Source organism: Mycobacterium sp. NAZ190054, from assembly GCF_001545925.1.
Lineage (GTDB): Bacteria > Actinomycetota > Actinomycetes > Mycobacteriales > Mycobacteriaceae > Mycobacterium.
In genome coordinates this window covers 1-1,681 of the sequence record NZ_LMVQ01000437.1, presented here as the reverse complement: position 1 = coordinate 1,681, position 1,681 = coordinate 1, and the positions used below count along the sequence as shown (strand labels likewise).

At 62.2% G+C, this 1,681-nt stretch carries 2 protein-coding genes; both read left to right on the top strand.

Annotated features, from left to right (window positions below; translation table 11 throughout):
* Positions 1–236: 236 nt before the first annotated feature.
* Entirely contained in the window at positions 237–932 is a 696-nt protein-coding gene (locus tag ASJ79_RS23610; RefSeq protein WP_067960648.1) for a GntR family transcriptional regulator, read from the top strand.
* Positions 933–1,490: 558 nt separating this feature from the next.
* Positions 1,491–1,681 (top strand): transposase family protein (locus ASJ79_RS23605; RefSeq protein ID WP_231751002.1); only part of this gene is annotated, 191 nt, incomplete at its 3' end.

Here is a 1,681-nt window from a genome sequence, read left to right as displayed (position 1 = left end):
CTTGCACTGGAAGTGCCTTTCCGAACTTGGACGGTTGTTGCGTAAGGAACACCAATCATCCCAGCTCAGAAGGCACTTTCCTTATACCGACACCCGCCTATCCAGGCAATCCATCGGTGGATCGAGGCTAAGGACTACAGCCGCACCTAACTGTGGGTGGTCGGCGCGGTTGCTGGGCGACCCGGCAGGGGTGCTGGTCATCGATGAGACCGCGTGGGGGTAGCTATATTATAGGCATGGCAGCCTTGAACGAGTTTGCATCAGACCGACGCAGCGGGGCAAAGGGTGTAACCGTCGTACAACGGCTGGTGGATGCGCTGAGGCAACGGATCCTCAGCGGAGACCTGGAGCCCGGTTCCCGCATCGTGATCGATGAGCTACGGCTGGCCTACGGCGTTTCCCACATCCCGCTTCGTGAGGCTCTACGCATCCTCCAGGGCGAAGGTCTACTCACCCACGTTCCAAACCACGGAACCCATGTCGCACAACTGAGCGCCTCCGAGATCGACGGACTGTATGAGCTGCGGCTCATGCTGGAGCCTCCGCTCATCGAGAAGGCGTGCCGAATGAAGCGCAAGGCAGATTCGGTGGCCGTGAGCATCGCACTGAAGGAGATGGTGGACTTGAGCCCGGGAGAGGACTCCATCAGATTCCAGGACGCGCACCGCGCGTTTCACGCCGCATTGGTGCTGCCCGGCGCATCACAGGTCGCTCGCGGAGTCCTGGAACCGATATGGCAGCGGGTGCAGCGTTATCACGTGAAGATGTACCGGATTCCCATGGTCCCGCCCTTGGGCGGCGTGCAGCATGAGCAGATCGCGATGGCGTGGAATGCCGGCGATCCCGGCTGCGGTGCACTATTGCGTGAGCACCTCGAAGACGGTCGGCGTCAGATGTCGGTTGCCATCAGCGAGCTCGCGGAATCGACCTGACACACTGCTGAAGGCGATTAGTACTACAGCCGCACGTATGGTGCGGCGCCTCTGGCGGCGTCGTGGCATCGTCTGGCGCGGGCTTGGTGTCGAGCGCCCACCGCGCCCCGGCGACCCTGACCAGTCGCGCAGCGGGTCGGTGGGATCGGTCAGGTTGCGCCCGACCAGCAACCAGTAGCCGCCGGTGTCCTCTAGCAGCCGTGCCGCAAGGGCATCCAGCAGATTTGGTGGCCTATTCAAAAATCGTTCGCCCTAGTAGCTTGGGGCCACCACCCGTGGGCGGCGTTATGAACCACCCACTGTCTGATTCACGTCGACGAATGCCAATACACGAACTTGTGAGGCGCTCCTAGTGTTTTAGTGGGCGCCTTCTCGCTGGTCAGCGGTGTTTTTGGTTGAGTCTCAAGTGTTCTCGGTGTGTCCGCAGGGCAATGGGGGACGCGCACGCGGTCGGGTGCTCTAGGTTTCGGGGTTACCACACCAACCTCAACCAGAGGACCGATCCGCGTGCGCGTCAGTACTGCATTTAACCGTCTCCTGCAGATCCCCGGGGCATCGGTGACCGATGTCGTCGTCAACGATGGGGACGTCGAAGTCACGCTGCGCCGCACCACTCGGCGGGTGTCATGTCCGTGTGGCAAACGCCTGCGCGCGGTCTATGACCGCCGCCGCCGACGGTGGCGCCATCTCGATCTCGGGCGCTACCGGCTCTGGCTGGTCTATGACATCCGACGGGTGAACTGCCCCGA